9 protein-coding genes and 1 pseudogene are annotated in these 6,345 nt (G+C 41.1%); 4 read left to right on the forward strand and 6 right to left on the reverse strand.

Annotated elements, in window-relative coordinates:
- Nucleotides 1–104: 104 nt before the first annotated feature.
- The gene (locus A1QO_RS05915) at nt 105–1,004 is read left to right on the forward strand and encodes a 4'-phosphopantetheinyl transferase family protein (RefSeq protein WP_426621160.1); all 900 of its coding nucleotides are present in this window, start codon (nt 105–107) and stop codon (nt 1,002–1,004) included.
- A 162-nt stretch (nt 1,005–1,166) separates the two neighbouring features.
- Here A1QO_RS05915 and A1QO_RS05920 read toward each other — a convergent pair whose 3' ends face one another.
- Complete coding sequence (locus A1QO_RS05920; RefSeq protein WP_017036592.1) at nt 1,167–1,568, reverse strand: thioesterase family protein; 402 nt, start codon at nt 1,566–1,568, stop codon at nt 1,167–1,169.
- 230 nt (nt 1,569–1,798) lie between these two features.
- Here A1QO_RS05920 and A1QO_RS05925 point away from each other — a divergent pair, with 230 nt between their 5' ends.
- Complete coding sequence (locus A1QO_RS05925) at nt 1,799–2,200, forward strand: YkgJ family cysteine cluster protein (protein ID WP_017040812.1); 402 nt, start codon at nt 1,799–1,801, stop codon at nt 2,198–2,200.
- Between the two features lie 196 nt (nt 2,201–2,396).
- On the opposite strand, the gene A1QO_RS05930 is transcribed toward A1QO_RS05925, so the two are convergent.
- The 3 genes from A1QO_RS05930 to A1QO_RS05940 form a co-directional block, all read right to left on the reverse strand.
- Nucleotides 2,397–2,594 carry a CPXCG motif-containing cysteine-rich protein gene (locus A1QO_RS05930; protein ID WP_017036594.1) on the reverse strand — a complete coding sequence of 66 codons (198 nt, stop codon included), beginning with the start codon at nt 2,592–2,594 and terminating at the stop codon, nt 2,397–2,399.
- Nucleotides 2,595–2,598: 4 nt separating this feature from the next.
- Nucleotides 2,599–2,940, reverse strand: coding sequence for a hypothetical protein (locus tag A1QO_RS05935; RefSeq protein WP_026027015.1), 342 nt, complete (start codon nt 2,938–2,940; stop codon nt 2,599–2,601).
- Nucleotides 2,941–3,133: 193 nt separating this feature from the next.
- Nucleotides 3,134–3,457 carry a DUF4144 family protein gene (locus A1QO_RS05940; RefSeq protein ID WP_017036596.1) on the reverse strand — a complete coding sequence of 108 codons (324 nt, stop codon included), beginning with the start codon at nt 3,455–3,457 and terminating at the stop codon, nt 3,134–3,136.
- Nucleotides 3,458–4,022: 565 nt separating this feature from the next.
- Between A1QO_RS05940 and A1QO_RS05945 the strand changes: the two genes are divergently transcribed.
- Nucleotides 4,023–4,331 (forward strand): thiamine-binding protein, encoded by a 309-nt coding sequence (locus tag A1QO_RS05945; protein WP_198926659.1) that lies wholly within the window; start codon nt 4,023–4,025, stop codon nt 4,329–4,331.
- A 145-nt stretch (nt 4,332–4,476) separates the two neighbouring features.
- Here the strand turns inward: A1QO_RS05945 and A1QO_RS20040 are convergent.
- Together A1QO_RS20040 and A1QO_RS05950 are read right to left on the reverse strand one after the other, a co-directional pair.
- Nucleotides 4,477–4,695, reverse strand: a pseudogene (locus tag A1QO_RS20040) (IS3 family transposase); the annotation flags it as partial.
- Between the two features lie 188 nt (nt 4,696–4,883).
- A complete protein-coding gene (locus tag A1QO_RS05950) occupies nt 4,884–5,609 on the reverse strand; it encodes a DUF429 domain-containing protein (RefSeq protein WP_017036599.1) in 726 nt (241 codons plus the stop codon).
- A 75-nt stretch (nt 5,610–5,684) separates the two neighbouring features.
- Here A1QO_RS05950 and A1QO_RS05955 point away from each other — a divergent pair, with 75 nt between their 5' ends.
- On the forward strand, nt 5,685–6,272 hold the full coding sequence (locus tag A1QO_RS05955; protein WP_017040260.1) for a transposase: 588 nt from the start codon (nt 5,685–5,687) through the stop codon (nt 6,270–6,272).
- Nucleotides 6,273–6,345: the final 73 nt, after the last annotated feature.

Consider the following 6,345-nt stretch of genomic DNA (forward strand, 5'->3'; position numbering starts at 1 on the left):
AGTATTTGCTTAGAATAACTAGGCGTCATACTTTTCGCCGCGCCTAAAACGATTTTATCTCAAACAAAATTTAACTGCGAAAGATCAACACGCCATAGTGACATATGACGAAAACAACAACTAAAAGGAGATGCCATTTGGCCGTCCAGCCTCTGATTGAACTGTGGCTATGCCCACTCAATCAACTTGATGAATGTTTGGATCATACCCACTCCCTTCGAACCTGGCTTTCAGGAGATGAAGCAGCAAAAGTAGACCGATTTCGCTTTCACCACGATCAAATTCAGGCTCTTTATATACGCTGTTACTTGCGCTGTGTTTTGTCTCAATATTCATCATTGGATCCGCAGGAATGGCAGTTTCATTTGGGGCAGAAGGGAAAGCCTACCTTGATAAGTGAACAGTATTTAAACACGGGTCTATCGTTCAATATTAGTCATAGCAAAGATCATTTGTTAATAGCTGTATGTCAGATGAAGAATACCAGTATCTTTTTGGGGGTGGATATTGAGCACTCTCGCAGTGGAATGGATATTCAGGCCGTCATGAACCGGTACTTTTCAGCGGAAGAAATTAAGGATTTGAACGATCTTGACAGCGACCAAAAAAACGAACGATTTTTTGATTTATGGGCATTGAAAGAGTCATACATCAAAGCGACTGGGCTCGGTCTTTCCACACCATTAAACCGTTTTTCTTTTGATTTTTCATCGGCTTTAAAATGTGCTTTATCAATTGATACGCTGACTAAGGATTTCAAACGTGATAGTGAGAATGAGAGTGAGAAACTCTGTATTGAAACCTATCGTGGTATTGACATTAATTTTGGGGTAAATAGTGAAAATGATACCTCAAACCAATGTTTCGAGCAGATTTATTGGCAGACCTGCTTAGGACGATTAGATGAACAATACCGTTTTGCTGTTACTTTGGGAGGGGTTGTATCGGACATGAAGATCAAGATGAAACATTTCGACTCGTCTATGTTAGAGGCTGTATGTTAGGGACTATGTTAAAAGCTAAGTTAGGAGGACATGCTGCGAACAAAGTCAGGGAGAGAATGAAAACGACACTTTGATGAGCGCGGCTCGAAGGTTCAGCTAGAGCCACGTATCTATTTATGTTTAAGTGATCTTTGAGTGTTCTTTGAGGAAGATGGTTTGCTATCAGGCTCCAATCATAGCTTTTAATATCTCCGCTGGGACCGGTTGAAGGCGCTTATCTTTATCTAGACACACCATTTCGATGTCCCCTATCACAGCAGGTTTACTTGCCCCTTCTCGCCAAACTTCTTGTCTCCAAAGAGTTTTGTATTTTCCGTCCAATTCGAATGATGTTCGGATGTCACAAATCTCTGCAAACTCAACACCATCCTGGAAAGTCATGTTCGCTTTGTACACTGCAAACCCCAAGCCGTGTTCGTTCCATAATGTTGCCAGTTTATCACTACCCAAGACATGTTCTCGTGCCCGCTCAAAATACTTTAGAAAATTTGGGTGATACACTACCCCTGAGTGGTCGGTATCTTCGTAATAGATTTGTACCGGATGGTGAAATATCTTACTCATACTACGCAACCTCATTATGGTGGTTTGCATTGCGCTAATGCGAATACTAAGTGATTGTCGGCACTGTACATTAAACCCATAAAGCACTTCAAGAAATCGCGAGCAATAACCTTCTGGTGTGACCTCACCGAGTATGTGTCAGCCAGTCAACGAGCCAAATTAATGATCCGCATTAATGTCCCATAATCAGTGCTATCATATGACAATATTGCTGAATTATTGGTATTTGGATGAGAGATTGTAACCAATGCGGAAAATGCTGCATTAAATATGGTGGCGGTGATCTCTGGGTGTCGCAAGAAGAAATTGATCTCTGGGAAATTTTTAATCCAGATATTTTTGATTACGTGAAAGGAGGGGAAATATGGTTCGATCCTAAAAGCGGAGAAAAGCTGCAACGATGCCCTTTTCTCGAATTAGCGCCCAAAACATCTAAAAACGATCCTGATAGATACACGTGCAGTATTTACTTAAGTCGCCCTGAAGACTGCAGACACTACCCTAGCCTCATTGAAGAAATGATTCGGGATGAATGTGAAATGATAGAAGCGGTTGATTTAGAAAACGCCAAAAAAGCGAAGAAGAAACTTGATGTGTTGATGATTGACAGCCGTCCTTCCCGTGCTTTTTAGTGCGTTTTTATGGAATGTACTTCCGACCTTGTGAAAACATGATCGCTGTTGATCAGTGACGACTGTGCCTAGCATTATGTACTTCGCTTCAAACACATAGACCTAAACCGGATGCTATTAACATGAGGTAACGCGTTACTTTCCTATTGAGTTGGTTTACGCTGCTAACGATGAGGTCATGCATGTAAATAGCCATCTAAAAACTGTCGTTTTCGCTATAAACGTTAGCCATCAAAGAACCATCATTATTTTCTAAAATCAAAAAGGTTATGGGCTTACAGCACACCTGACAATCTTCAATGTACTGTTGTTCAATATCCGACGCGTCAATCAATACGTCGATAGTTTCACCACAGTAAGGGCACTCTATTGATTGTTCATTAAGTTGATTCACATCATCATCCTAGCCGTTTCGCCCAGTTACCACCGTGCTCGTTTGCGCAGTTCTCGTCAGTATCATATGCTATATGTTGGGCGGCGTCCTTAAGTGTTACGCCTATTGTTGCAAGTTTCGTCTGAACCAAAGAATACACAGGTGAACCACCGTCGTTTTCCAAGAATTCAGAAAGTTGTCTATTGGTCGAAAAGACACAGGTCACCTTCAACGTTTTAGGGAAATTAGAGTAGTTCGCTGAGTGAGTTAGCCATTGGAAACCTGCAAGTTGTTTTAGGTTGGTTTCACAGAGTTGTGTTAACGTTTTTCTGATTTGGTTATCTATTTTCTTATCTGTTTTACGCATATCTGTTTTACGCATATCTGATTGATGCCTAATGATTGTGTTTCAATACTTATTCATCTAGGTTAACTCAAACCGAATCGATTTGTGCATAAAATGTCTAATGATAGTGTAAAAGCTCGTTGGGGTAGTTTTTCCGTATAGCCCATTCTCTAATTAACGTTTATTAGACTAGACAATTGCTCGTTAGCTTATATTAATCCGTGAAAGTCAACGATTGAATCGCCTCAGAAATAGACAAAAAGTGTATTTTTGTTAAACACATCTCTGCTTTTGAAAACTCGTGGGCTTGTATTAATGAGGTCACTTCACTCACACTAAGAGACTGATTATTTTTTTCTGTTTCTATGCCTTTATTGCCAACTTCACGAATCGTAAAGCCTTGACCCACGGAGTCGATAAGAACATCAAGGTCACTGAATATCAATCCCTCGCACTCATCCTGTAAATGTTTCTTGGAACCGACATACATCAGCTCATCATCGCCTTCTAATTTTATAATGCATGGCCATTGAATCATCACATTTCCTCTTACAAATTAGTATTTTGTGGTAACACCTCCGATGAAATAGATCTTACAGCCTTTCGGAGTCTTGTATTAAGATTAATCAGTTAGGTACTCTGTTTGTCTCTTGAGCAGTATGATTAACTTTAGAGCTAAACAAAGCAAGCTGTAGTAAGGTTAAGTCGATTCTATTGCTCAATGTATTTCATCCTACTTAGGCGATAAAAACATCCCATGGTTAGATACAAATAGAGAAAAATAAAGCGGTTGAACCAACGAAAAGTCAAAGCCGCCTAAACTTTAGTGGCGCTTATGGTCAGCTATCTCAAATCACTTATAGCGCCGCATTTAGTGGTGAATAACGCCAGCCAACCAGATTAAACCATTGTGCCGTACACACTAAATTATAAGTAGACCAAAAATACCAAGCGTTGGGAATCTCTCTTAAACGCTTTTTTAGCCGACGCATTTAAGTTCAAACCGCAATGCTTTAAATTGATGTTACAATACGCCATTCAATACCAACCGAACCAATGAGAAATTATTGATGTCAGCTCAAAAACCACGACTAGATGAAGTCATGCTCGCTTTCCAAGTTATCCCACGAGTAAAAGAAGGCAATAACTTTGAAGTTGTCGATAAGGCTATAGAAGTTGTTAAAGCTTCAGGCATTCCTTTCCAAGTAAGTGCGATGGAAACCACGTTAAAAGGTGAGCTAAACCAGCTACTAGAAATCGTGAAAGATGCACAACAAGCTTGTTATGATGCTGGTGCGGTAGAAGTCATCACCAATATTAAAATTCACAGTAAAACTGAAGCGGCTACAGATACATTCTGCACCTATGACAGAGGTGTAACCAAAGCTAACCATATGTTCGTAGACAACTAATGGTTATGCCGCCACTGACCTATTTGACGTGGCGGTTAACTGCAAGAAGGGGCTCCTTGATAAACCCGCAAAAAACACGAGCTTCGAGCCTGAAATCTAATTTTTGAACCTGCTTATAATTAGGCCACTCATGGCTGCGGAATCATGCCATTGATAGCGCATCACAGACCAGAGTTTCGGTCATTCTGGTACTCATTGACCAACTCACGACTTGCCGCGAGTACGGGTCGATAACATATCCAGCCTTCGCTTGTCACTAGATAGGTGATATCTACAGCCTATTTAACGTCTTGATCTGGCAAGTTTGGGGGGGAACAGGAAACCTATGCTTACGGTCTGTCGTACATTTGAACTTACGGGTTGCCACTCAGCTCTGGCGCTTAATGCCCGCTGCGATCGTAACGTTAAGTGACTTTTTGGTGATTATAAATCTAATAATATACCCCCACTGCGAGAAGCCTCAAGCACCTTAGCCTCCGCATAATACCTTCAACACTTAAAGCAACACATAGTAAAAATGCCACGCGTTTTGAATCAATTTTAAGCAACTTGTTATATGCATTTCTGCTGTGGAACCCATATATACCCTTGCGCAGCGTCACCATAAGTCGCACTTGACGTTCTAATCTGGTATAGCCCCGCGATATACAAACAAACGATTGCATCTAAAGCATCCTCGTTACTTTTGAGGGCTCTACCTTTTAAGCTCTCAATATAAGGTGCTGAGAGAAGTCCTTTGACATGTTCCGGAATTTTCAGCGATAGAATACTTGATTGTTCAAGAGCCGCTATGAAACTTGCTAGTTTAATTTGACCCGCTTTTTTATCTGCTACACAACCCTTTTTATAACTAAGTCTTTCTGGCAAGCCAAAGCATTCAATGATGGCAGGATGAGGATAGCACTCTATTTGCCATAGTTCAGAAGCTAAATGCTCGTAACCTAATGACTGCAAAGATGATGACAGATTTACACTCAAGGCGTCAGGATAGAGAGACAGATTTGAAGTGTGACAAGAAGCCTTTCTTGATCCGTAATCGCGACTGAGTGATTTCTCACACTCTCTTTGCCCAGTTTGATTCTTGATTACCAAAGGAGCATCGATTGCAATCCCAGATATTTCTTTTTGGTTAGCTATTACCTCTAGAATATTGGACATACCCAAGATAGCAGGCTCCAGCTGTTCGAGTATTAGATTACTTCCACCTAAGCTCCCTATAGCAATAGCTGACGGGTTCTTATCGCCTTGCCAGGCCAAGTCGATTCCTGCTAATTTCATGATTTCCTCTTTCTTGCACATAACGCCGCATTCTTGCGAATTCCCTCATAATTAACTGTAAAAACAATGAGGTAGATGCGCATCGCTGCCCTTGATCTAATGTATATCGCCAAACACACATTTAAATCAAATGGACTAACGATACGCGATATTCAGATTCTACAGCAAACCAGCCAAAAACACTCCGCTACACATCTTTACCAACGCAGTGCGAAGGAGCCTTGGTTACTCGGGACTAATGTCCCTCGGTATATCTTAAACGAAGTACAAATGACCAATCTTTACGCAAAACGAATGCAGATAGAAGAGGCATTCCGCGATCTAAAAAGAACGGCTTACGGGATCGCGCTTCGTCTTAACAGAACTCGTTGTACTAAGCGGTTAGATATCCTCCTTCTTATTGCGTGGCTCGCTGAAATTTTGATGTGGTGGAATGTACTAATTGCAGTACAAGCTAAGTGGCATTTTGACTTCCAAGCCAACAGCCTTAAACACCGCCGAGTCCTATCAATCCCTCGCCTCGGAAGAGAAGTGCGGAATCATAGGCGATACAAGATTAATGAATCTCAATACCAATGGGGAATGTTCGAATATCAAAGGCTCACACAATGCAGAACTGGGGAAATTATGAGGGGATCCGTCAGCGCTCTGTTAAGCGGCTAATAAACAACCACTTAACTTGAAATTTGTACCGTAAACACTTTAGCCAAACCGACAAAAAATGCCACGCGTTTAT

The organism is Vibrio genomosp. F10 str. ZF-129 (assembly GCF_000287055.2).
Lineage (GTDB): Bacteria > Pseudomonadota > Gammaproteobacteria > Enterobacterales > Vibrionaceae > Vibrio.